The organism is Buchnera aphidicola (Brevicoryne brassicae) (genome assembly GCF_005082825.1).
Taxonomy (GTDB): domain Bacteria; phylum Pseudomonadota; class Gammaproteobacteria; order Enterobacterales; family Enterobacteriaceae; genus Buchnera; species Buchnera aphidicola_AK.
Genome location: NZ_CP034882.1, coordinates 71,932 through 96,739, shown reverse-complemented (window position 1 = coordinate 96,739; position 24,808 = coordinate 71,932). Strand labels below are relative to the sequence as shown.

The following is a 24,808-nucleotide window of genomic DNA, read 5'->3' as shown; positions in this document are numbered from 1 at the left end:
AAATTTATTACCTTTAATAAATTTATTTAAATATAAAAAATAAGATTTTTTAATTACCAGAAATTTGCATTTCAGATAAAAATACTGAACCCGATTGAATATTATTTCGTACATCGACATCATTGCTGATACCTATAATATTATTCCACATATCTCTTAAATTTCCAGATATAGTGATTTCATTTACTGGATATGCAATTTCTCCTTTTTCAATATAAAAACCTACTGCCCCACGTGAATAATTTCCACTTACAATATCAACCCCTTGTCCCATCAACTCAGTTACTAACACACCTTGATCTATTTTTTTTAGTAATTCTTTAAAAGAAATATTATTATATTGTACTATCCAATTAAAAATTCCACCAGAATTTCCTGTACTTTTCAATCCGAGTTTTCGAGCATTATAGGTATTTAATAACCAAGTTTGCAATATTCCATCTTGAATAATATATTTACTTTGTGTAGATACACCTTCACTATCAAAAGGTTTACTACCTAATCCTTTCATTAAATGAGGTTTTTCTTCAATATTAAACCATTTAGGAAAAATTCTTTTCTTTAAATCATAGAGTAAAAATGTAGATTTCTGATAAACATTATCACCATTAATAGCACTGACAAGATGAGAGAAAAAAATATGAGCTATTTCTGCTGCAAAAATTACTGCAGATTTTTTACTTTGTATCTTTCGTGATCCTAATCGAGATATCGCACGTGCGGAAGTTTTTTTACCAAGTATTTCTGGTTTTTCTAGTTCGTCTATTTTTCTAGCAACAGAATAATCAAAATCTCTTTGCATAGAATTTTTATCTTGAGCAATCATACAATTATAGGTTGAATAACGAGTAGATTTATATTTTTCCAACATTCCTAAACTGTTTCCAAAAACATTTATTGTAATATGACTGTTAAAAAAACTTCCTTCACTATTAACAATTCTTTTATCAAATTTAAAAGCTTCTTTTTCAGAAAAGGTAACAAATTTAATTGTGTTTTCTATATTTAGTTCGCTTGGATGGAATAAATCAAGATTTATAGCTCGAACACATAATAATGTTGCATCTGGTAATCCTGAAAAAAAATCAGAAGAAGAATATTTTGAAATATTAATAGCTATTTCTAGCATATTTTTAATACTATTTAAACTAAAATCTTTAGAAGATACACAACCTTTAGAAAACTTATTATAAACAGTAATAAATAATGCACCATCTCTATTAAATTCAACATTTTCAACAATACCATTTCTAACATTAATGCTCATTCCTATTGTTTTTTTTACAAACACTTCAATAGAAGTCGTTTTATTTTGAGCAAATTGTAAAGTTTTCTTTACTGTATCTAAAAGAAGTTTTTCTTCTTTTTCTATTTCTTTTATTAAGTACATTCATAAACCCTTTAAAATATGTTTTTATATAATTAATATTATATAAAAATTTAATTAAAATTAAAATAAATTACTTTAAATAAAATATAGATATAATTATTCTTGAATGTTAATATTTATTAAAAATAATACTTTTATGTTCTTTATAGAACATTATAAAAAAATAAATCAATAAGATATCCAATAATATTTTGTAAGGAAAAAAATGAATTTTAATAAAATTGTTGCTGGTGATAATATACCTAATGACATATACGTTATAATAGAAATTCCTTCGAATTCTTCTCCTATTAAATATGAAATAAATAAAGAATCAGGAGTACTATTCGTAGATCGTTTTATATCTACACCAATGTTTTATCCCTGTAATTATGGTTATATTAATCAAACCTTATCTTTAGATGGTGATCCTTTAGATGTATTAGTACCTTCGTATTACCCAATACAATCTAACTGTGTTATTCATTGTAAACCTATAGGAATATTAAAAATGCGAGATGAATCAGGAAATGATGATAAAATAATCGCAGTTCCACTCAGTAAAATTTGTAAAGAATATGAAAATATAAATAATATATCAGATATATCAAAATTATTAAAAAATCAAATTGCTCATTTTTTTCAACATTACAAAAAATTAGAAGAAGAAAAATGGGTAAAAATTATAAGATGGGGAAATAATGAAGATGCAAAATCAGAAATTATTGCTTCGTATAATCGTGCTCAAAAATTAATCTAATATATTATATTCAAAATGATTTATCATTTTAATAAATTAAAAACAAAAGTTTTTTTCATTAATTTTAAAATAAAATAAACCAAATTTTATATATCCGATTAAATCATACTTTGAAAGTAAATAATGTAAATTTAAATGAGAAGAGAATTTTATCTTTATTTTTGGAAAAATAGCTATTGCTATTTTTTCACTCTTAAATAAGAGATTCCATTCTATACTATCTATACTAGTAGATTTTTTAGACGGTGTATTTAATGTAAATAATATATCAGCTTTTTTTATTATGATTGATTGATTAATTTTCAATGTATCTACTTTCCCTAAAAAATAAGGAAAAAGAAAACTTATATAGTTTAATATATTATCACTTTTGATGGAAATATCTTGAAAAAAAATATTAGCTGATACTTTAGGACAATATAAAGTGCCAGAAAATACTATGTTACTTTTAAATATACCTTTTGCTTTTTTAAAACTTCTAGTTAAAAAATTAACAAAAGAAACAGGAAAATCAGAAATAAAAAATTCACCTTCTATGTTTTTTTTATTGTAAATATCCATAATATTTAAATAACCAGATATATTTTCTTTTTCTGTTGAATTTATTAGTTTTTTCAATATCCATTGGCTTTTAAAATTATTTTTTTTGAAATTAACGGATAAATTAATACAGTTTATATCTTCAGAAAATATTTGTTCTTTTGTTTTTCTTTTTAAGTTTATATCATTAGCTGTTAAAAATATCTTTGCATTAGTGATATTTTTTCCAAAAACCCATTTTAATTGTGTGTTAATAGAAAGTTTAGCTTTAAAATTTGTAAAAGATTTATTAAAAAAACTAGATACAGATGTTTTTGTCTCAAATAAAATAGATGAAAAAAAAGTTTGTTTTTGCAAGTTCTTTTTAAAAAAATTATCTTTTTTAAAATTTAAATCATAATAAAAAAACAGAGAATTTTTTTTATCAATTATTGTTCCTAAACAAGTTTCAATATTTATCTTTTTAAAAAATCCGCGCCAATTTCCTGTTTTATTATCATAAATACCATTAACTATTAAATTTAAAGATAATATATTACTTTTTAATAAAAGAAACAGTTTTTGCTGTTTGTTATTAAAAATAGATTTAAAATATAAAGAATCAATATGAAAATTAGAAAAATACATTTTTTTTACATCTAATAATATTTTCCCTAAAAACTTATCTTTAATATTTATATTAGTAAATGTTTTAAACGATTTTAAATAGAAATTATCGATGCTTATGTTTCTTCCAAATGTTTTACTTGTCATCATAATAGGAAACATATAATGACCATGTATATTAGATTTAAATTTAATTATACCTTTTAAATCAGATAAAAAATAATCTAGATTATCAGCATAAACAGAAGAATTAATATTAAATGTTTTACCTAATGAACCTTTCAGATATAATTTATTTCTTCCTAAAAAAAACTTTATTTCAGGAATATCTAGAACATTAAAATTTCTATAACCAAAAGAACCTAAAATAGATAATTTTTTTTTCATTATATTACCATTTAAATTAATTTTAGAAAAATACATATTATGTATATTATTGTCAGATATACCTAGTACATTTGTTTTTCCAATTAACTCTAATATATGTTGATTATATATAATATTGTTTATTAAATTATTTTTTTCATATTTAAAAATTGTTTTTTTAATTGGAAAAAATTTAATATTTTTTATAACTACATTAGTTAAACTACCTTTTACATCAATTTTGACAAAAATTGATGGCATGTTTTTTATCTTAAAAATATTTTCTATAAACAAGGAATAGTTATTTATATTTCCTTCTAACACTAAATTAAAATTTTTCAAATTTAATAAAGAATCTTTTTTTAAAGAAAAAAGTAAACATTTACTTTTTAAATTTAAATAAAATGAATCATCAAAATTATCTAAAAACATTGTACCCGTAATATTCATTTTGTATAGATCATTATATTGTAAATTAAATTTAATTTTTTTATCTAAATGAGCTTTAAATACAATACTAAAAACTCTATTATGAAATCTTGGGGCTAATATTTTATTATGTATAATACATGAAATGATATGATTATTATAAAATATAATTTTTCCATCAGATTTGATTTTTAAAAAATCAGAATTTTCTATAATATTTTTTATTTTTAAAATATTATTTTTTAGTTTAGCTTTTAATTTTATTTCAAAACAATCAGCATTATTATAATTTATAAAATTTATTTTTTTACAATGTAAAGAAATTAAATTAATGTTTAATGGAATAAAAACTTTTTTTTCACTTGAAGAAAAAGATAAAAAATTATGTATTTTTGTTGTATTAAAAAAATTTTTTAGAGTAATTAAATAATTTTTTTCAAACTTTTTTTTTAAATTAATATTATTTGATAATGCTACTGTAATATTATCAATATAACTAGGAAATATAGTAATATTATTATTTGAAAATTCTATACCAGTTAAAACATTTGATAAAAACATAACTTCTTTAGAAGTTTTAAATAAAATTTTATCTATATGTATATTTTTAAAGATTATAGGATATTTAATATATTTATTTTTTTCAAAAAAATTATCACAATTTTCTTTTTTTAAGAAATGACTATCCTCATTTTTTTTAAATGAAATTGTTAAATTTTTTGTTTCAATATCTTTAATGATTGTAGCACTTTTAAATAAAGATTTAATATCTAATATTACATGTATGCTATTAGCTTCAATAGAAGATTCAAAAGTGTTATAACTAATATTTTTTAATGTAAAATTACGCCAATTTCCAGATATTTCTTCTACTTTAATTCCTAAAAAAAAACGATTAGTTAAATTAAAAATCCATTTAAATCCTATACTACTTTCTATAAAAAATAAAAAAACAACAAATAAAACAGAAAAAAAAACTAAAAATCTAGATAAGTATTTATGATATAGACTCATAAAAAATTGTCCTGATTAATATCAACTTACAAATATCAAAATTTAAAAAATTAAATTTTAATTTTAAAAATTATTTTAAATTATTAAAAAATTATAAATACAAAAATTTTTTTAACATAAATATAAAAAATATTATATATTTTTTATATTTATTAATGAATATTAAACAACTATTATAGTTTTTTATAATATGTTAAGATATTTTTTTAAGATAAATATGCATACTATAATCTTCATCAAAAAATATTAATTTTTTAATTAAAGAGAAAAATATGTCACGTATATGTCAAATCACTGGTAAAAAAAGAATGATTGGTAATAATCGATCTCATGCTATGAATGCAACTAAAAGAAAATTTTTAATAAATATTCAATACCATCGATTTTGGATTGCTGATGAAAAAAGATTTATTAAATTACGTATTTCAGCTAATGGCATGCGTTATATCAATAAGAAAGGAATTGAAACTATATTAAAAGAAATAAAGGACAAATAAATGGCTAAAAAAACTCGTGAAAAAATTAAGATGATTTCATCAGCAGGAACTGGCCACTATTACACCACAACTAAAAATAAAAGAAATACACCAGATAAGTTAAAATTCAAAAAATACGATCCTGTAATTCGCAAACATGTTTTATATAATGAAGGAAAAATTAAATAAACTCTGTTTTAATAGATAATTGTTACATAAATATTAAAGTATAATTTTTTATAAAAATTATACTTTAATTATATTTTTTTATATATCTTAAAAAAGATAATCTCATAAATTTACTAAAAAAATCATATTATATATTTAAGAAAATATGAGATATGAAAAATATTAACTCATGTAATACTTTTTCAAAATAAGGAAATGTAATAGATATTAAAAAATACAATGAAAACATTCCAACTAATAAATTTAGCGGAAAACCAATTGAAAAAAGAGATATTTGAGGAGATAAACGATTTAAAATACTCATTATAAAACTCAGCATTAATAAAATAATTATAATCGGTAAAATAAATAAAACACTGTTTAAAAAAACATGACCAAAAAATTGTAATAAAGTAAAAAAAATAGTTGAATTCAAAACATAATTATCAACAGGCATGCTATAAAAACTATCAATTAACATTGAAATTAAATAAAGATGAGTATTCAAAACCAAAAAAAACAAAAATATTAAAATATTTAATAAACGAGATATTACAGTAGTTCCAATATAACTACTTTTATTAAAAAAGGTTGCAAATGATAAACCCATTTGCAAACCTATTATTTCTCCAGCTAAATTAGCTGTAACAAATAATAATTGTGCAATAAAACCTAAAACAATACCAATTAATATTTGTTGAAACAAGAGTAAAAATCCAAAATATGAAAACAATATAGTCTGTACTTCAGGCAAAAAAGGAGATACTAAAAAACTTATCATAACAGCTAGAATAATTTTACTTTTCTTACTCACAAGCTTATCATTAAACACAGGTGCTATAGAAAAAAAAGATAAAATTCGCACCATAGGCCAAAAAAAATTACTAATAAATGTCATCAATTGAAAATCGTTAAACGTTAACATTATTTCATAATCAATGGTATATTATTAAATAAATTATGCATATAATCTAGCATAACACCCAACATCCAAGGACCGAGTATTACTATTACTCCTAAAACAGAAATAATCTTAGGAATAAAAGATAAAGTTTGTTCATTAACTTGTGTAGCTGCTTGTAATACGCTGATAATTAAACCACTAATTAACGCTGCTAATAACAATGGTGATGCAAGAATTAATGTAATTTTCATAGCATCATGAAAAAGTTCTATTACATATTCAGATGTCATAAACATCTCCAATTTTGGAAAATTCATTTAAAATTTTTTTTCAAATATATAAAAATATTTAAGAAAATATTATATATATTATGTATTAAAACTTTGTGCTAATGAAGAAATTAATAATTGCCATCCATCTACTAATACAAATAACATTAATTTAAAAGGCAAAGAAATTGTTGAAGGTGGAACCATCATCATACCAAGAGCCATTAATACAGTTGCCACAACCAAATCAATAATTAAAAATGGTATAAAAATAGTGAATCCGATTTGAAAAGCGGTTTTAAGTTCACTAGTAATAAATGACGGTAATAAAATTCTCATCGGTATTTCGTCTTTATTTTTATAAGAAGAAATATGTGCTAATTTAGAAAATAATTCTAAATCAGGTATTCGTATTTGATTTAACATAAATTTCTTTAAAGGAATAGAACCTTTTGTAATTGCATCTTCCATACTAATTTTTTCTTCGCTAAACGGTACGTAAGCTTCTTGATAAATTTTATCAAAGGTTGGAGACATGATAAAAAAAGTCAAAAAAAGAGCTAAACCAATCAATATTTGATTAGGTGGAGCATATGGTGTACCTAATGCATTTCGTAATAAACCAAACACAATAACAATTCTTGTAAAACTAGTCATCATTAAAAGAAATGCAGGAAGAAAAGTCAATGATGTTAAAAATACTAACGTCTGTACTGGAACAGACCATGTTTGTCCTCCATCATCTAAAAGATGACTGGTTAATCCAGGAATTTCTGCACGAACATTTGGACAAATTAACAAAAAAAATAAAAATGGAATAATTCGATAAAACATTTTTTTTTTCCAGGATTTTTTAAAAAAATTTTTTAAAGAACGATAAAAAATATTCGTTTTCAAAAAAGCACTATTGTCTATTTTTTTTTTTATTCTATCTGTCTTTAAAATAGATGAGATAGTATGTAAATGAGTAATATGTTTAGATGTAACACCTAATACTAAATTTACTTCTTCTATCTGCACAATAACAATAGATTCATGTGGTCCAACAGACAATCTATCTATAATTTTCATACAAGATATTATGTTATTAACTTTGAAATAAGATATTTTTTTTAAAATCCAACTGAAAATTAATATTAATAATATTATTTGAGATAGTGAACTTGTTATTTGAAAAAATTTTTCACTATTAAGTATCGGTTGAAAAGTGGTAGATATTAATTCAGAAGATACATTATTTTTCATAAAATCTTAAGTTTCAGATAAAACGTTTAAAGTTTTTAAAGAGTTTTTTATATTAGTAATACGCAAACCATATTTATTCTCTAATACTACAATTTCACCAGAAGCAATTAAATGACCATTTAAAAAAATATCTAAAGGTTCTTTTATTAACTTATCTAAAATTAACATACTTCCCTTTGAAAAACTAAGAAAATCTTTAATTTTTATTTTTGATTTTCCTAATTCTACTGTAATATTGATAGGCGTATTGAGTATAATATTTCTATTGTGTAATGATTTTTTAGAATCACTTAATAATGTATTTTTATCAGTTTTTTTTTGAGATGGTATGTTTTTATTAAAAACTTTATTTTCTGAATTTTTTTTTTCAGAATTTATTGATTGTTTATTATCAGAATTTTTTATGACATTACTCATCAAAGTATTCCTTATCTTTTTTAGATTCTAAATTATTAATAAATTCTTCTATAAAAATAATAGATTGTTCATTAAATCTTTTATATTTACCAAAAAATATAGGTTGATTTTCCAAAAATCCTATGATTTTATCAGGTTTATTAATTAAAAAAACGTCTCCTACTGATAAATTATAAATTTTATCATGGGGTATGGAAATATTATTTATTTTAAAAATAATCTCTAATTCAACGTTATATATATCTTCGAAAACAATATTATTAATAACATTGTTTTTTAAACATAAATTTTGATCATTATTAGTTGAAATTATTTTTTTTTCATTAATTTTTTTTATTATTGATAATGGAATTAAAAAACTAAAATATACTTCTATATCATCTATATAAAAATTAAAACAATTTATTAAAAACATTTCATTAGAATTAAAACAAGGTTTTTTCAAATCTAAAAAAATCTTTACATTGATGAACTTTATATCTAGAGAAAAAAATTTTTTAAAAACATTAGAAAAAGAACTAATGATCCAATTAGTTATTTTTTTATTAATTAATAATTCAGTAGATGTAATTGCATTGTGTCTATCAAAATTTTCTGTTAAATCACCATGACCTCCAAATAAAAGATCTATAATAACAGATAAAAAATTAGAAGAAAAAGTTAAAAAGAATTGATTTTTAAAAGGTAATACTTCTATGGAATTAAAAAAACTAATATTTGTTCTATTATAATTCGAAAGTGATTCTATTTTCATACTGTAAGAAAAAATTTTTACATTTTTTTTAACAAAATTAGAAAAATCTACTATGATTTTTTTTGAAAAATACTGATTAATATTTTCTAATATTTCAATTTCATCTTCTTTTAAAAAATTATTTAAATTGTTTTCTCTCTGATAAATCTTTTTGAACTTGTTATGTAAGTTATTACTTTTCCCCATTTACACACCTCAAAGGTAAAAGTTATTATAAGATAAAAAACTCGATATATTATTAAAAATACATGATTAAATATTTTTATTAGAAATAAATGCATTTTATATCAAATATATATATCAATTGAATTATTTTCTATATTTGTATTTTTTTTATGAAAATCAAATTTTTTTTGGAATTTATCTAAATCAAAAATATTTTTATAATTTTTTATATTTTTATTTTTTAATGCACCAAGAATATTAACTTTTCCTAATTTAATACCATTTTTTGCTAAAGAATGACGTAAAAAAGAAATATGATTATCTAAAAAAGTTCTTATTTCTTTATGATCAGAAATAAAATCTAATGTAGCTTTATCATTTTTCATGTTAATTTTAATATATATAGAACCTAAATTTTCTGGTTTTAAATAAATTTCTGCTTGATTATTTTTATTAGCAATAGATAAAAGTATTTTCTGACTAATTAGCTTTTTCCATTCAATGGAGTTTTTTGAATCATAAAAAAGAAATGGTTGTGTATTTGATTTTATGAGTTCTTTTGTATCAGTTTTTTGTAAAGAATTGATTTCATTTATTAAATTTTTGACTTTACTTGTATTAGCATAAAAAAACAAACTATGTTTATAATTTTTCAAATTCTGAGAAAAAATTAAAATTTTTTTATTTTTAGAATTTTTTTCATAATTTTCATTAATTTTAAGAATATTTTTTTCCTTTTGAATAGAATGATATTGGGTTTCTAATTCATGCAAATTTTTTGATATATTAAAATTATCTATTAATCCATGTATTTGAAATAATTTGTTTTTATCATAATTTATTGTTTCAGAAAATATTTTTTTTTTTGATATTTTATTTTTTTTTTGATTTATATCTATAATATCATGAATCATATTATTTAAATAATTTATACGATCTAATTTGTTTTTAACAATACACTTATCTAATTTTTTTTTTTGTATATTATCTTTTTTTATTATTTTTTTTATTTACCGAAAACCGATTCTTGTTTTTTTTTTTTTTTTTTGCTTCAATGAGAACACCACTATTATTTTTATTTTTAATAGTCGGCCGAGAATTGTGCAAAAACGACTCGTTTGGCATTTGTGGAAATGCATAATATTATAACATTTAAAGTGTAAACATTAAATTACGGTCAAAATCTGGTTGGCTTATTATATTTTATAAGAAATTATTCATGTTAGTCTGTTGACATTTAAATTTATTTTTTTATTCAATTTATTTTTATTATTTTACTATATGACGTAAGCTGTATATTCTTTTATGGAAATATCATACGCGAGACTGACAACTTGATAAAGATATATTATTATGTCCTCCAATTTGTAGGCAAGAAATACTTTGCATTATTATTTTACGAACATACAAAATAAAATGATCTTATGTAAATAGGAAAATAAAAACATTGAAAAAATTTAAAACTAATCAAAAGTTCAAATATTTAAATATCAGGTTGATTTGATTTGATTTTTTATATTTTTGATGTATTATACTTGTTCGGTGTTCCTATTATTATTTATGATTCCGAACGGAGCGAGAAATGCATTCGTATGACAAAGATGAGATTTTTTTGTTATGTTTGTCATCACGTTTTAAAGCAGAATATTTGGTACAGTCTTCTAACTTTTGATTTTGTGCTATTGTTGTGATACAAATAAAAAACCGTATTATGGACCTCTGATTTTCATCAAATATATATTTTAGCATTTTTATTTACAGTTTGCAATATACAATTTTAAAAATATTGAGACTTTCAAACTATTTATAGACATTTTGTTATCTTAAGTAGAGATTTTTCATTTTTATTTTTCAATAATGCAATTAAGTATGACGTCTTGGTTGAAAACGAAATCCATAATTGGATTTTATTAGCATTTTTAAATTTTATTCAAAATAATAAGTATAAAAAAAATTAATAAACGTAAATTAATTTATTGTGAATCCATTTTACAGCAACTTATTACATTTGTTTAAACACATTTTTGGGTCGGCCTACTGATAAATTAAAATTATGTTTTTCAACCGAAAAGTATATCAATAAAAATTGGTTCATAAGAGACCACACCTCATAATAATCTATTTAAAAATTAAAAGTCACTTAACTATGTAATTCAGTATTTACTGTGTGAACATTTTTTCAACTTTTCCACTTATCAGCAGTTAAATGATTGAGTCAATTAATTATAATTATTATATTAAAACATGAAACGTTTATACACACAATACTTAATTTTTTTGATGTTTTTTTAATTTATTATCTCTACGCGTCTTGTGTGTACCATTGTCGAACTTTCAAAGGAAAAAAGTAGTATGAGAGTCAATTTTAGTTATATTCCTACATACTATTGTTGAGCTATTATAGTGAATCCCAGAGCTAATAATAAAAAAAATAATAATTATTTATTATTAGAAGAAAATTGAATTGTATTAAATTGCATAATCGTAGGTATAGCTACAATTATACGACGAGTGGAGTTAAAATTGACAGTAAATTGTTTAAATATTTATGAAAATTAATGTCGGCAAGTTTTCTCAAAAATGTGTTTAGAAATTTGAAAATCATGATTATTTATAGTTTTTAAACTTTTCAATAATTGTAGAATTTAAGGATAATTTATAGTAAGTTCGTTTGTTTTGAGTGAGCCATTTCAGTCGCGGGCGTCGCATTTCGTCCAAGACTGAATGGCCTTCCCGCGCGAGCCACACATACTATGTTTTGTCACGCTCCTGCGTTCATGGATTCAGATTGAGTGCTTGACACTGGTCAGACGTGTTCGACTTGCCTGACCGTTAAATCCGTCACTGATCGTAAAGTACATAAAAAATATATATATCGTAAATAATGGAATATAATGAAAAGATTCACAACATATCCTGTTTGACTAAAAGTATGTAATTCGTTGTCGTAATAAATGAGGGATGAAATTCAAAAAAAAATAAATAAAATAGAATCTATAGTAGTTGGTCTTGTCTCAATGTTGCACAGGAGACGATATGTATACCGATTTTTTTCAGTTAGACAAGCACCTACAGAAAATCAGTAATGCGTATGTTGGTGCAGAATTATTATTGCTGATATAATATTATTATACCTACGCAAGTTAAACACTGCAGTCACTGCAGACGACCAGTTCAGACTTTCCGGTAGACCAGTTCCTGTTTGTGACTTACCGATCGAACGTCACTCTGAATGGGTATGAAAATGTGTAATCACATCATACACAATATATTATTACAGTGTGTATTTGATGTCTCACAATATAATATTAATGTGGATGCAGAAATAGGATACGTGTCCGTCGTCAGTCAGCTAAGCCACATGGAGAAATCAACTAACTTGTCTCGAGGAACGGGTAATAGTGGTTAAAGACTATATACATATAATGTTATACAATATTCAATAGGTACTTTATCATATTTACTTTTTTTTTTTCAAACGTCATTCATGCTGTCAATGGATATGCGGTAGAACGAACGAATGAATGAATGATGGCCGATGGGGTGAATTATTTTTTAGTGTAATCGCTGACACTATTGACCGGGTCATACCGCGCTGTACTGCAGTATCTACCAACCTTAAACCACAATTTTTCATTTTAATTCAACATTATACGCGATTGTATTTGATTAAATCACTCAAACTACTACACGTGTTCGACAGTACAACAATCATTAATATCATTATATTTTAAAATAATGGTTTAGTCTTTATGGTTTATCGAATATTGAATAATATATTGAAACAAATAATTACCTCCGATTTTCTCTATTATCTTTAATATTATCTTTAAGATCACTTAAAACACTGAACTTTAAAAGTTGATCTTTGTAAACTACAATATTTAGTAAATTATTAATTGCAAAATTAGTACAAATAATATTTTTATCATGTTTTTTTTCGTCTGTAGAAACATTATCAAATTCTATTTCTTTATTGATTAAAAACTTATTTAATTCATTAAAAATTGATTGAGATACTGGTAACTTACTATTAATATCAAAAATATTATTTTTTTCATGTAAATTAGAAGAAACATTTTTATATGGTAAAATATTATAAATAATTTTTAACATTAAAATAATTATCCTTTTTTTAAAAATTTTAATTGAAAATAATGATCATTCAAAATTTGTTCTTGTATTTTTTTTATTCTTAAAATTTTATTTTTATTTTTAATATTTAAATATTGCCAAACTTTTACTTTATTTTGATTTTTACGCCAATTTTTTAAATTTTCTTCTATAATTTTTTGGTTCTTTTCAATGATATTTTTATTATCTCTAATAATGATTTGTAAAATCGAAATAAAATCATTGTAATTTTTCCATTTAGTTATAGGAACTCCTAATATTATTTTTGTATGTATTTTTTTTATATATTCTTTTTTATAGTTATTCAACAATTCTAATTGTTGAATATCTTGTATTCTTTTTTCATATAAATTTTTAATTTTAATTGTTTCTTTTTTTAGTTTGACTTTTTCTATTTTTTCTAAAATAGAAAAAGTAACGTTTTTACATTTCATTAATATGATACATCCACAATATTTTTTTAATATCAAAATATTAAAGAAAGATTTCACTTAATTGCTTACAAGAAACAACATAGTCATATTGCTCTGATGTTTCTTGACGTAAAAATTTTTCTAATTTTGGCCAAAGTCTAATCGCATGATCTAAAACTAAATCATTTCCATGAATGTACGCACCTACATTTATTAAATCTCGATTTCTTTGATATGAAGAAATTAATTTTTTAAAATAAGAAGCATGATGATATTGTTCTGAATTAATAATATCTGGCATAACTCGACTAATAGAAGATTCAATATCAATTGCAGGATAGTGACTTAAATCAGCATAATAACGAGATAATATAATATGTCCATCTAATATAGAATGAGTAAGATATGACACTGGATCTTGTTGATCTTCATCTTCCATTAAAACTGTATAAAATGCAGTAATTGAACCTTTATTTTTATTAATATTTCCTGTACGTTCTAATAAATTCGGAATTTTTGAAAATACAGAAACTGGATAACCTTTAGAGACTGGTAGCTCTCCTAAAGATAATGAAACTTCTCGTTCTGCCATAGCATAACGAGTCAAAGAATCCATAATTAATAATACATTTTTATTTTTTTGACAAAAATATTCTGCAATACTAGTTGCATAAGATGCTGCTTGTATCCGTAATAAAGGAGATACGTTTGATGGCGCTGCAATTACTACTGATCGTAATAAACCTTGAAAATTCATCACATTGTCAATAAAACGTTTTACTTCTCTACTTCTTTCACCAATTAATGCGATAACAACAATATCAGCTTTCGTATGTTTTGCGATCATTTCAAGTAAAATACTTTTACCAAGACCCGGAGTAGAAAAAATTCCTATTCTTTGACCCTTTCCAATAGTCAAAAGTGCATTAATAGATCTAATTCCAGTATCTAATACTTCAGTAATTGGTTTTCGATTTAGTGGATTTATATTATTCTCTTGTATTGTAGTATAATACTTTTCATCTAAGCAAGGTAATCCATCTAAAGGCATACCATTTCCATCTAATACTCTTCCTAAGAGTTTCATAGATAATGGTATTTTTCTTGTAATATAATTCATTTTACTATCTAATTGTAAAAAAACACGTGCACCTATAAAAACACCACGAATTTCTTCATAAGATAATAATAAAATTTTACCTTCTGAAAAACTTACTATTTCGGCTTTAATATTAATGTTTTTACCATCTATAATCCTTTCAATAAAACATTGTGCTCCAATAGGTGCTTTTTTTAAACCAATAGCTTCTGCAACTAAACCATTAACGCTAATAAGACGTCCATAATTAACTATACTAGGAAGATTTTTAATCCTATTTTCAAAAGAAGAAAGTTTTTTTAATAATTGAGTAAATCTCAAATTCATTAATATTCCTCTGAATATATAAAACGATGTAATTCCTGCCATCTGGCATCAACTGTAGAATCTATATAACCATTTTCTGATTTAATTTTACAACCATTTAAATCTATATTATCATCATATATCAATTTCCATTGATAAGTTTTTAATAAATCTTTAAACATAGTTTCCATTAAAATTTTATTATCAGGATGAATAAAAAGTTGCAGTTTTTTTAAACAGATACCTTCTTGATTGATAATTGTTTTTATATGCGTTGCTAAAATTGATTTATCAATATTAATTTTTTTTCCAATCACATAAGATGATATAGTCAATACCGTTTTTAATAAACGGGAATATAATTTATTTTCAAAAATAGAAAAAGATTTTTCAAATTCTAAAAAAAAAGTGTTTAATTTATCATTTAATATAAGATTATCTTTTTCTGCTTTCGCAAATCCTTTTTTAAAACCATCTTCATATGATTTTATTTTTGTTAAATTCATCTCTTTTAATTCAGTATTATTTTTTTGATTTTCATTAGAAAATTTTTCCTTTAAAGTCTCGCAAAAATCTTCTTCTGTAAATTTATCTGAATAACTTAAAATTATTTTTCTATTTTTAACATTCTTGAAATATATTTTGTTTGGATACCACTGTATCCAGTTTTTTTCTAATTTTACATTAGACATAATACTCTCTTAAATTTTTTAATGAAATACTTCCATTGTCTACAATACTTTTAATCATAATTAAAAGTAATTTTTGTTCATTTTTAATAGAAGCATCAGAAATATAAGATTTTTTTTCTAAACTTAAAGATAATTTACTAGATTCTACATCAGACATATTTTTAAAAAATTTTTCTTTAATAATAGAATCAGTATTTTGAAGTGCAACATACAATTTTTCTTTTTCTATGTTTTGGATGATAATTTTAATGTATTTATCATCTAAATCTATTATGTTTTTAAATAAAAACATCTCTTTTAAAATAGTATCTGCTAAATCCTTATTAAATAAATTAATTTTTTTTAAAGTAGATTTTTCATCTTTGATTTTCATAGCATTTAAAATACTTACAGCAGTTTTTATTCCTCCCTTTTCTGATAAAATCAATTTTTTATTTTTTATCAAGTTATTAATAACTTTGCTTAGTTCTACTAAAGAAGAATCTTCTATTCCATGGAATTCTGTAATTCTTGATATAATTTCAGCACGTTTTTTATCATCGAAAGATGAAAGAACTTGAGCAGATTGATTTTTATCTAAATAAATTAGTATTGTTGTTATAATTTGAGGATGTTCATTATTCAACAAAAAAGCTAATTGATCAGATTTCATATAATTAAGTGATTCAATAGATGTTTTAGCATTATGAATTTCTAACGTTTCTTGTAAAAGATAATTTGCTTTTTTTTCTCCTAATGCTCTAGATAACATATCACTAAGATATTTATCATCAAAATTAGAGAGAAGAGTATTATTTTTTATCACGATATCATAAAACTCGCAAAGTATTTCATTCAGTTTTTCAGTAGAAATTCTCTTTATGTTAACCATAGAAGTAACAAGTTCTTGAACTTCAAAAGGAGTTAGATTTTTCAATACTTCTCCAGCTTGATCAGCTCCTATTGACATCAACAATAGTGCACTTTTTTCAATACCGTTTAAAATCATGTTTTATCACTCATCCATTTACGAATAATCAACGCTATAGTACGTGGATTTTGATTAGATATTTGATCGATTAATTTATCTTTATGTACATCGTTTTGAATATTTTTTTCAGAAAGATTATCTTTAATATCATCATCGTATTCTGTATGTTTTGTTTCATTTTCAAGTATTCTATCTTCTGTAAGATTATGGTTTGAAGAAGGATATATGTATCTTTTTAAAAATAAAATAAGAAATAAACCAGAAACAATCCATGGTATTAAAGTAAATGAGATATTTGATAATTCACTAAATGAATTTGAATTATTCAACTTGATTGGAAGTAGTTTTTTATCATATTTAACAAAAGATTCGTTAACAACATGAATACTATCACCTCGATCTTTAGAATATCCTATAGCTTCAGATATTAAACTTCTAATATTTTTTATTTTTTCTGACGTTAATGGCATTAATTTTCCATTTTTATCTCTAATGTAATTAACTACAACTGCTGCTGATAACCGTTTAATTTCTCCTATATTCATCTTAGTGTGGGACACGCTGTGATTTAATTCATAATTTATTGTATTTTCACGATTAATATTAGAATTTAAAGGAATATAATCATTTTTAAAATTTTTTCTATTTTTTATTTGATTATTACCATTTAATACATTTTTATTTTTAAAATCTTTAAACACATTGTTAGAAAATGAATTTGGTATATTTTCCTGTGTGTTGCTTTTTTCTCTTTCATCATGAATACTTGTCTGACGAGAACGTATTGCTTGATTTTTTCTACTGGTATTAGGTGAATATTTTTCTTGTGTTTTTTCTTGAGAATTAAAATCTATTTGAGCAGTCACTTGAGCACGAACATTGCCAAATCCTAATAACGGTTCTAAAATACTTTCAATTCTATTTTTATAACGAGATTCAAGCTCTTCAGAATATTTAAATTGTAAATCATTAATTTGATCATATCCTAAAGACGTTTGATTTAATAATTTACCCGATTGATCTATAATAGTAATATTTTCTATTGAAAGGTTGGGTACACTAGTTGAAATAAGATGTAATATTGCATTAATTTGACCTACATTTAATGTTCGTCCAGCATGAAGTTCCAAAACAACAGAAGCTGATGGTTTTTTTTTATCTTGTAAAAATAATGATGATTTAGGTAATACAATATGTATTCTAGCACCTTTTATAACGTTGATTCTTTGTATAGTACGAGATAACTCTCCTTCTAAAGCACGTTGATAATTTATTTGTTCGTTAAATTGACTAATTCCAAACTGTTCTTTATCTAATAATTCAAAACCTACCTCTTCGCCTCGGGGAAGATTATTTTCTGACAAACGCAAACGGATTTCATCAATCCTGTTTTTTGGCACTTCTATTTGTCCTGAAATATCACTAAACTTATAAGGAATTTTCATTTCATTTAACTTGTCTACAATAGCACTACCATCTTCATTAGATACATGATTATATAAAATTTGATACTCAGGAGATTTAATCCATATCGAAACGGAGACAGCAGTAATGACTGCAGCTGTTAACAAAATAACTAAAACACGAGAATTTTTTAAAAAACGAGATAAAAAATTATTAAATTTTTTTTTCTCTTCTAAGACTGAATCTTCTATAGTACTGAAATTCATGAAATCTTCCTATCTGATAGTTAGTTCTAACTATAATTTAGTGGCAATTAAATAATTTCACTAATATGAAACAAAAAAATTTCCTGTTAAATTATTTTTAATTAAACTATATTAATAATATATTAAAGAATTTTTTGATATAATGTTTATTATTATGCTTTTAGACTTTTACTGAAAAAAGAATAAATATAACGTTTTTTCAAAATTCAAAACAATAAAAATTATTTAAAGGAAGATTATGTTTATTGAAAATATAAATTATCAAAATTTTAATAAAAAAATTAATTTATTAGATAAAAATATAAATATACAAAAAAACACAAAATCTGATAATTTCATTGATTGTGTAAAAACGGCATTAGGAGAAATAAGTAATATTCAAAATCATACGAAAACTGACACTGAGAAATTTTTATCAAATAAATCTCAAACATCTTTAAACGACATTATAATAAATTTAGAAAAATCTTCTATTTCTATACAAATGGCAATTCAAATAAGAAATAAAATTGTTTCAGCTTATCAAGAAATAATGAGTCAACAAATTTAAATTTAATCTGTGCTGAAAAAACTCAGCACAGTATAAAATGGATATTTGTTGTATATTAAAAATTTTCTTATCTAAAAACATTTTGTTGTTTTTACATTAAGAATAAAATCTTATGGAGCTAAGTGGAATCGAACCACCGACATCTTGCATGCCATGCAAGTGCTCTACCGACTGAGCTATAGCCCCGAAATATTACAATATAAAAACACATGAATTCTGTCAATTTATTTTTAATAAAATAGTTTTTATGCTCATAGGATTTATGAAAAGTATATTATACATCATTAAAAAATATTTTTTAATGTAAAAACTTAAATATAATCTTATTAAAAAGTAAATGTGTCAATTTTTTTATAAATAAATATAAATATATTTTATAAAAAACTTAATTTTTTACTTAAAAAAAATACTTATTTTTAATATATTTTACTTTGTAAATTTTTAATCAAATTAAGTGTTTTATTAATCCTTGACAAAACTCCTTTTTGACCGATCAAGTAAATTACTAAACTAATACTGGGCGAATTAGTATCGTTAGTTACAGCAACACGTAAAATCATATTAATTTTTGTTTTTTTAACTTTCATTTCAGTAGACAAACAACTAATCATTTCAGATATAATAGAATGACTCCAACTAGATAATTTTTTTATTCTTTTATACGATTCTTCTAAAATATAACAATTACTTAATACTAAATATTTTTCAATTTTTTGATGATTACATATTTTAAATTCTTCATAAAAACATCGAAAAGATTCTGTCATTTCTTTTATTGTATAAAAACGACTTCTTAATGATTCAACTAAAAATTCTAAATTAGGACCATTACTTATATTAATTTTTTCCTTATTCATATAATCTTTAAGATTATTAGTAATTTGATTTAATGGTAAATAATTAATATAGTATTTATTAAGCCATAAGAGTTTTTTCAAATTAATAATACTAGAAGATTTACTAATTGATTTTAAATTAAATAATTTTTGCATTTCTAAAACTGTAAAAATTTCTTTATTACCATAAGACCATCCTAATCTCACTATATAATTTAACAATGCTTCAGGCAAAAAACCATTTTTACGATATTCTATGATATTTTGAGCATTTTTTCTTTTAGAAATTTTATTACCCATTTCATCTAAAATCATTGATAAATGCGCATAAATTGGAATTTTAGCTCCTAAAGATTTTAAAATATTAATTTGACGAGGTGTATTATTAATATGGTCTTCTCCTCGGATAACATGAGTAATCTTCATATCTAAATCATCTATTACAACGCAAAAATTATAAGTAGGCATTCCATTTGAACGTTGAATAATAAGATCATCTAATTCAGAATTATCAAAAATAATTTCACCTCTTATTTGATCGTTAAACGTCACTGTTCCAGAAATAGGATTTTTAAATCGTATTACATAACCTTGATTAAATACATTTTCAAGATTTAAATTTCTGCAATGTCTAGAATAACGTGCTTTTAAGCCATTTCTAATTTGTTTTTTTCTATCTTCTTCTAGTTTTTTAGGTGAGCAAAAACACTTATAGGCATCTCCTTTTTTAACCATTATATCAATAACTTCTTTATATCTCTGTAAACGTTTAGTTTGAAAATAAGGTCCTTCATCCCAATTTAATCCCAACCATTTTAATCCAATTAAAATAGAATCAATTGAAGATTCTTGAGAACGTTCAATATCAGTATCCTCTATGCGTAATATAAATTTTCCATGGTGAGATTTTGCAAACAACCAAGAATATAAAGCAGTACGAATGCTTCCAATATGTAAATCTCCAGTAGGACTGGGTGCAAAACGAGTTTTTATTTTCATATATTCCTCCTTATCAACAAAACTAACTACAACCACTTTTTACATAATATAAAAAAACATTTTAAAAAAATCTGTATTTTTGATATCTTAAAACAAAAATATAGATCATAATCTCATCATTGTGGTTAAAATTACAACAAACAACTATAATTTTCAAAAAAAAGATTGACTCTATTTCTTCTAGCTTTACAATAAAGTCATAAAAAATATTTAAAGGGTGATTAGCTCAGCTGGTAGAGCTCCTCCTTTACACGGAGGAAGTCGGCGGTTCAAGTCCGTCATCACCCATCAAAAAAAGGGTCGTTAGCTCAGCCGGTAGAGCAGTTGACTTTTAATCAATTGGTCGCAGGTTCAAATCCTGCACGACCCAAACAAATATTTAAATGCCTAAATTAAAGAGTACAATTCTTTTTCACTAATTATTTTAATATTTAAACTTCTAGCTTTAAGAAACTTAGAACCAAATTTTTTTCCATAAATCAACACATCTGTATTTTTTGAAATATTATTTAAAACTTGAGCTCCTAAATTTGTTAAAACACTATTTAGTTTTTTTCTTGAAAAAGCATCAAATACACCTGTTAAAACTACTTTCTTACCAAGAAAATATGTCTTTTTAGAATTTATGATAAGATTTTCTGGATGGCTTGAAAAAATTTCTAACTCTTTTACAAGTCTACGAACCATATTACAATTAGAATCTGTAGAAAAATAATTAAATATATTATTTGCAATAACTGTTCCTATACCAAATATACTATTTAATTCTGCAATATTAGTATGAAATAATTTATCTGATTTTATAAAATAATTCGCAATTTTTTCTGCAAAAATTTCACCTACATTAGGAATTCCCAAAGCATAAATAAAACGTTTAAAAGTAATTTTTCTACATTTATTTAGAGAATTTATAATATTTATACTCTTTTTATGTCCTACATTTTGTAATTCAATTAAATCAAAATAAGTGAGATAAAAAAAATCTACTGGATTTTTAACAACTCTTTTTTTTATTAATTGAGTAATAATTTTTGGACCCAAACCCGTCACATTGAAAGACTTTTTTGAAAAAAAATGAGATAAAGATTTTTTTTTCTGGGCATTACATGTTAATCCAGCATGACAACGAATTATCTTTTCCTCTTTATTTTCTAACAATTGGGTATTACAAGATGGGCAGAATAAAGGAAAAATAACTTTTTTAGCATTATCAAGTCGTTTACTTTTAATAACATTTAATATTTTTGGTATGACATCACCAGAACGACAAATAACAATGGAATCATCAATATGCAAATTTAATCTTTCTATTTCATTTTTATTATATAACGAAGCTTTTTTGATCATTACCCCGGATATACAAATAGATTCAAAATAAGCTACAGGTGTGATCACACCTGTTCTACCAACTTCAAATTTCACATCGTGTAACTTAGTTATTCTTTCTGAAGAAAAAAATTTAAAAGCTATAGCCCATCTTGGCCATTTTGCGTTATATCCCAGTTTTTTTTGAAAATCTATTGAATCCACTTTAATCACAATACCATCTACATCGAAATCAAGAAGATAACGTTTTTTTTCAAATTTTTTATAAAAATTAAATACTTCTACATGATTTGAACAATTTATAATTTCTTTGTTGACTGGAAAACCCCATTTCATGCATTGCATCAGTCTTTTATGATGAGTTGAAAAATTTTCTATTCCTTTAAAATTATCAAAAAAATAACATCCATAACAAGAAAATATCAACTTTCTTGAAGCTGTTATCTTTGAATCAATATGACGTAACGAACCTGCAGCTGCATTTCTAGGATTAGAGAAAATTTTAGTTTTGTTAATTTTAGATTTTTCATTTAATTTGTAAAAATCAGATTTTAACATAAAAACTTCTCCTCGAACTTCTAATCTCTTCGGTATATCAGAGCCTTTTAATTGTGAAGGAATTGATTTTATCATTTTTGCATTAGAAGTAATATTTTCCCCTTGATAACCATCACCGCGAGTTGCTGCTCTTAAAAGAATTCCTTCTTCATAAATAAGACTAATAGCTATACCATCCATCTTGAGTTCACAACAAAAATTTATTGTCTTATGTGTATTAAGAGATTTTTTAATTCTTTTTTCAAAATCTAAATATCCATTAAAATCAAAAGTGTTTTCTAAAGATAGCATAGGTGAAAAATGTATTACTTTTTGAAGTTTATTTGTTAAATTAGATCCTATTTTTTGTGTAGGTGAATCAGAAGTGACAAATTGTTTGTTCTTTACCTCTAACATATATAATTTATTAAGTAAATAATCATATTCTGCATCAGAAATAATAGATTTATTTAAGATATGATAAGAGTATTCACACTTTAAAAGTTTTTTTCGTAATTTATCAATTTTATTTTTTATAGTTATCATAAATTTATTATATATAATTATGTAATAGAAAATGAATTTTAAATTATCTCATAATTGTATAAATTAATAATATTGGTATTTTTTATTATGTAATTTTTACTTATAATATAAAACATCATTTGTAGTAATTAATGGTAGATTTTTTAAAAATTATTAAAAAGCAGTATAATAAAAAATTTTATTTAAAAATATTTTTCTTTTTAGAATAAATTTCCTAAAATAGGAAAATAAAAAAATTCAAAAAAATCAAGGAAAAAAATGGGTAAAATATATGAAGACAATTCTTTAACTATAGGAAATACACCTTTAGTTCGTTTAAAAAGAATAGGACACGGAAATATTTTAGCAAAAATTGAATCTAGAAATCCTAGTTTTAGTGTCAAATGTAGAATTGGTGCTAATATGATATGGAGTGCAGAAAAAAGTGGAGATTTAAATAAAAATATAGAACTTATAGAAGCAACGAGTGGTAATACTGGAATTGCGTTAGCTTATGTTGCTGCAGCTAAAAATTATAAATTAACTCTTACTATGCCAGACACTATGTCCATAGAAAGAAGAAAACTACTCAAATCTTTAGGAGCAAATTTAGTTTTGACAGATGGAAAATATGGCATGAAAGGAGCTATATCTAAAGCCAATGAAATTATATCATATAATCCTAATAAATATCTTTTACTAAAACAATTTGAAAATCCAGCGAATCCTGAAATTCATGAAAAAACTACTGGACCTGAAATTTGGAATGATACTGATGGTAATATAGATATTTTTATTTCCGCAGTAGGAACTGGAGGAACTATTACAGGCGTAACAAAATACATAAAACATACAAAACTAAAAAAAAAATTAATCAGCGTTGCTGTTGAACCATCTGAATCTCCAGTAATTACACAATTCTTATCAGGAAAAGAATTAAAACCTGGATTGCATAAAATTCAAGGAATTGGGCCTGGATTTATTCCAAAAAATTTAGACTTGACATTAATTGATCAAGTTATCACAGTTTCAAGTGAAGAATCAATATTAACAGCTCAAAAACTAATGAAAAAAGAAGGTATATTAGCAGGTATTTCTTCTGGTGCTGCACTATCTGCAGCTTTAAAAATGCAACAACAAGAAAAATTTTTAAATAAAAATATAGTTATTATATTACCCTCTTCAGGAGAACGTTATTTAAGTACAGAATTATTCTCTACATTATTTAATAACAACATAAAGTAATTAAATACAATTTCTGCAATAAAA

At 23.2% G+C, this 24,808-nt stretch carries 22 protein-coding genes, 3 tRNA genes and 1 pseudogene; 7 read left to right on the top strand and 19 right to left on the bottom strand.

Features of this window, described 5'->3' with window-relative positions; genetic code table 11:
• Nucleotides 1–49 precede the first annotated feature (49 nt).
• Entirely contained in the window at nt 50–1,390 is a 1,341-nt protein-coding gene (gene pmbA / locus D9V66_RS00455; protein WP_158365498.1) for a metalloprotease PmbA, read from the bottom strand.
• Between the two features lie 205 nt (nt 1,391–1,595).
• Between pmbA and ppa the strand changes: the two genes are divergently transcribed.
• The gene (gene ppa, locus D9V66_RS00450; protein ID WP_158365497.1) at nt 1,596–2,129 is read left to right on the top strand and encodes an inorganic diphosphatase; all 534 of its coding nucleotides are present in this window, start codon (nt 1,596–1,598) and stop codon (nt 2,127–2,129) included.
• A gap of 36 nt (nt 2,130–2,165) precedes the next feature.
• Here the strand turns inward: ppa and D9V66_RS00445 are convergent, their stop codons facing one another.
• Nucleotides 2,166–5,084 carry a translocation/assembly module TamB gene (locus D9V66_RS00445; RefSeq protein WP_158365496.1) on the bottom strand — a complete coding sequence of 973 codons (2,919 nt, stop codon included), beginning with the start codon at nt 5,082–5,084 and terminating at the stop codon, nt 2,166–2,168.
• Between the two features lie 272 nt (nt 5,085–5,356).
• Here D9V66_RS00445 and rpmB point away from each other — a divergent pair, with 272 nt between their 5' ends.
• On the top strand, nt 5,357–5,581 hold the full coding sequence (rpmB, locus tag D9V66_RS00440) for a 50S ribosomal protein L28 (RefSeq protein WP_158365495.1): 225 nt from the start codon (nt 5,357–5,359) through the stop codon (nt 5,579–5,581).
• Nucleotides 5,582–5,749 (top strand): 50S ribosomal protein L33, encoded by a 168-nt coding sequence (gene rpmG / locus D9V66_RS00435; RefSeq protein ID WP_014499249.1) that lies wholly within the window; start codon nt 5,582–5,584, stop codon nt 5,747–5,749.
• A gap of 127 nt (nt 5,750–5,876) precedes the next feature.
• On the opposite strand, the gene fliR is transcribed toward rpmG, so the two are convergent.
• The 14 genes and pseudogenes from fliR to fliF form a co-directional block, all read right to left on the bottom strand.
• Entirely contained in the window at nt 5,877–6,653 is a 777-nt protein-coding gene (gene fliR, locus D9V66_RS00430) for a flagellar biosynthetic protein FliR (protein WP_158365494.1), read from the bottom strand.
• Complete coding sequence (gene fliQ, locus D9V66_RS00425) at nt 6,653–6,922, bottom strand: flagellar biosynthesis protein FliQ (RefSeq protein WP_158365493.1); 270 nt, start codon at nt 6,920–6,922, stop codon at nt 6,653–6,655. Before fliQ ends, fliR begins: the two co-directional genes overlap by 1 nt.
• 78 nt (nt 6,923–7,000) lie before the next feature.
• Complete coding sequence (gene fliP, locus D9V66_RS03190; RefSeq protein WP_261979336.1) at nt 7,001–7,735, bottom strand: flagellar type III secretion system pore protein FliP; 735 nt, start codon at nt 7,733–7,735, stop codon at nt 7,001–7,003.
• Nucleotides 7,736–7,828: 93 nt separating this feature from the next.
• A pseudogene (gene fliO, locus D9V66_RS03185) lies at nt 7,829–8,146 on the bottom strand (flagellar biosynthetic protein FliO); the annotation flags it as partial.
• Nucleotides 8,147–8,152: 6 nt separating this feature from the next.
• Nucleotides 8,153–8,563 carry a flagellar motor switch protein FliN gene (fliN, locus tag D9V66_RS00415; protein WP_158365491.1) on the bottom strand — a complete coding sequence of 137 codons (411 nt, stop codon included), beginning with the start codon at nt 8,561–8,563 and terminating at the stop codon, nt 8,153–8,155.
• Nucleotides 8,556–9,503 carry a FliM/FliN family flagellar motor switch protein gene (locus D9V66_RS00410; protein ID WP_158365490.1) on the bottom strand — a complete coding sequence of 316 codons (948 nt, stop codon included), beginning with the start codon at nt 9,501–9,503 and terminating at the stop codon, nt 8,556–8,558. Before D9V66_RS00410 ends, fliN begins: the two co-directional genes overlap by 8 nt.
• A 101-nt stretch (nt 9,504–9,604) precedes the next feature.
• On the bottom strand, nt 9,605–10,396 hold the full coding sequence (locus D9V66_RS00405; RefSeq protein ID WP_158365489.1) for a flagellar hook-length control protein FliK: 792 nt from the start codon (nt 10,394–10,396) through the stop codon (nt 9,605–9,607).
• 640 nt (nt 10,397–11,036) lie between these two features.
• Entirely contained in the window at nt 11,037–11,231 is a 195-nt protein-coding gene (locus tag D9V66_RS00400; protein ID WP_158365488.1) for a hypothetical protein, read from the bottom strand.
• Nucleotides 11,232–13,274: 2,043 nt separating this feature from the next.
• Nucleotides 13,275–13,598: a hypothetical protein gene (locus D9V66_RS00395; protein WP_158365487.1), complete on the bottom strand. Its 324-nt coding sequence runs from the start codon at nt 13,596–13,598 to the stop codon at nt 13,275–13,277.
• A gap of 8 nt (nt 13,599–13,606) precedes the next feature.
• Complete coding sequence (locus tag D9V66_RS00390; protein ID WP_158365486.1) at nt 13,607–14,050, bottom strand: flagellar export protein FliJ; 444 nt, start codon at nt 14,048–14,050, stop codon at nt 13,607–13,609.
• Nucleotides 14,051–14,090: 40 nt separating this feature from the next.
• The gene (locus D9V66_RS00385; RefSeq protein ID WP_187308378.1) at nt 14,091–15,497 is read right to left on the bottom strand and encodes a FliI/YscN family ATPase; all 1,407 of its coding nucleotides are present in this window, start codon (nt 15,495–15,497) and stop codon (nt 14,091–14,093) included.
• The gene (locus D9V66_RS00380) at nt 15,455–16,126 is read right to left on the bottom strand and encodes a flagellar assembly protein FliH (RefSeq protein WP_158365484.1); all 672 of its coding nucleotides are present in this window, start codon (nt 16,124–16,126) and stop codon (nt 15,455–15,457) included. The genes D9V66_RS00385 and D9V66_RS00380 overlap by 43 nt, the downstream gene beginning before the upstream one ends.
• Nucleotides 16,119–17,114: a flagellar motor switch protein FliG gene (fliG, locus tag D9V66_RS00375; RefSeq protein WP_158365483.1), complete on the bottom strand. Its 996-nt coding sequence runs from the start codon at nt 17,112–17,114 to the stop codon at nt 16,119–16,121. The genes D9V66_RS00380 and fliG overlap by 8 nt, the downstream gene beginning before the upstream one ends.
• The gene (gene fliF / locus D9V66_RS00370) at nt 17,111–18,766 is read right to left on the bottom strand and encodes a flagellar basal-body MS-ring/collar protein FliF (RefSeq protein ID WP_158365482.1); all 1,656 of its coding nucleotides are present in this window, start codon (nt 18,764–18,766) and stop codon (nt 17,111–17,113) included. Before fliF ends, fliG begins: the two co-directional genes overlap by 4 nt.
• Before the next feature lie 238 nt (nt 18,767–19,004).
• Between fliF and fliE the strand changes: the two genes are divergently transcribed.
• Entirely contained in the window at nt 19,005–19,316 is a 312-nt protein-coding gene (gene fliE, locus D9V66_RS00365; RefSeq protein ID WP_158365481.1) for a flagellar hook-basal body complex protein FliE, read from the top strand.
• A gap of 113 nt (nt 19,317–19,429) precedes the next feature.
• Here the strand turns inward: fliE and D9V66_RS00360 are convergent.
• Nucleotides 19,430–19,502, bottom strand: a tRNA-Ala gene (locus tag D9V66_RS00360).
• Between the two features lie 230 nt (nt 19,503–19,732).
• Nucleotides 19,733–21,151 carry a glutamate--tRNA ligase gene (gene gltX / locus D9V66_RS00355; RefSeq protein WP_158365480.1) on the bottom strand — a complete coding sequence of 473 codons (1,419 nt, stop codon included), beginning with the start codon at nt 21,149–21,151 and terminating at the stop codon, nt 19,733–19,735.
• Between the two features lie 215 nt (nt 21,152–21,366).
• On the opposite strand from gltX, the gene D9V66_RS00350 reads away from it, so the two are divergent.
• Together D9V66_RS00350 and D9V66_RS00345 are read left to right on the top strand one after the other, a co-directional pair.
• Nucleotides 21,367–21,439: transfer RNA gene (locus D9V66_RS00350), tRNA-Val, on the top strand.
• A gap of 9 nt (nt 21,440–21,448) precedes the next feature.
• Nucleotides 21,449–21,521: transfer RNA gene (locus tag D9V66_RS00345), tRNA-Lys, on the top strand.
• Nucleotides 21,522–21,538: 17 nt separating this feature from the next.
• Here the strand turns inward: D9V66_RS00345 and ligA are convergent.
• Nucleotides 21,539–23,560 carry an NAD-dependent DNA ligase LigA gene (gene ligA / locus D9V66_RS00340; protein ID WP_158365479.1) on the bottom strand — a complete coding sequence of 674 codons (2,022 nt, stop codon included), beginning with the start codon at nt 23,558–23,560 and terminating at the stop codon, nt 21,539–21,541.
• A gap of 258 nt (nt 23,561–23,818) precedes the next feature.
• Between ligA and cysK the strand changes: the two genes are divergently transcribed.
• Nucleotides 23,819–24,784, top strand: a complete 966-nt coding sequence (gene cysK / locus D9V66_RS00335) for a cysteine synthase A (protein WP_158365478.1) — start codon at nt 23,819–23,821, stop codon at nt 24,782–24,784.
• The last annotated feature ends 24 nt before the right edge of the window (nt 24,785–24,808 follow it).